The organism is Citrobacter sp. TBCS-14, assembly GCF_005280805.1.
Classification (GTDB): Bacteria; Pseudomonadota; Gammaproteobacteria; order Enterobacterales; family Enterobacteriaceae; genus Citrobacter; species Citrobacter gillenii.
The window spans coordinates 264-1,147 of record NZ_SZWM01000869.1 but is presented as its reverse complement, the minus strand read 5'-3'; the positions used below and the strand labels follow the sequence as shown (position 1 = coordinate 1,147).

Genomic DNA, 884 nt, shown 5'->3' with positions numbered 1-884 from the left:
CAGATAGAGAAGCCATCAGGCATGCTGGCTCCCTGGTTTACAGCACGAATGGCAAGCGTTGACTCCTGCTGGCGGATGACCGACCAGGTCAGGAGCAACGCGCCGATAAACAACATAAAGGTGGTGGACCAGGCCAGTCGTCGGATCGTTATGCGTGATTTCAGCATAATTTACCCTCGGTTCCCGTATTTCTTTTTCCAGAGTACAACCNATCGTTATGCGTGATTTCAGCATAATTTACCCTCGGTTCCCGTATTTCTTTTTCCAGAGTACAACCAGTGAACCGGCCAGGCCAACCACCAGTAATACGACAGGAAGCAGCATCAGGCAAGACATCAACTGATCTTCATACTTAAGAAAAACAGGTGTTTTGCCCAGTAGATAGCCTAGCGTGGTCAGAATCAGTACCCACAATAGCCCGCTCATCCAGTTGAAGAACTGAAAACGTGCATTATTCAGGCCTGACAGCCCGGCAATGGTCGGCAGTAATGTTCTGACGAACGCAATGAAGCGACCGACCAACAGCGCGGATAAGCCATGCTTGTGGAAAAGATGATGCGCGCGTTGGTGATAATGAGCCGGAAGATGTGAAAGCCAGTTCTGCACAGTGCGGGTATTACCCAACCATCGGCCCTGAATATAGCTGAGCCAACAACCGAGGCTGGCTGCGGTGGTGAGTAGCAGTACCGTTTGCGGAAAACCCATTGCGCCTTTGGCAATAAGAACGCCGACCAGTACCAGCAAACTGTCACCAGGTAAAAAGGCCGCGGGTAGCAACCCATTTTCCAGAAACAAAATTGTAAACAGTACAAAATACAGCATACCAATCATGGAAGGATTGGCCAGAGTTTCAAAATCCTGAGCCCATAAAGCATTCAATAATT

Annotated in this window: 1 protein-coding gene and 1 pseudogene; both read right to left on the bottom strand. The window is 49.2% G+C overall.

The window, feature by feature from the left end:
* Positions 1-167, bottom strand: a pseudogene (locus tag FDX22_RS31805) (EnvZ/OmpR regulon moderator); the annotation flags it as partial.
* 70 nt (positions 168-237) lie between these two features.
* A partial coding sequence (gene yqjA / locus FDX22_RS21795) for a DedA family general envelope maintenance protein YqjA (protein WP_186805420.1) occupies positions 238-884 on the bottom strand: 647 nt, incomplete at its 5' end.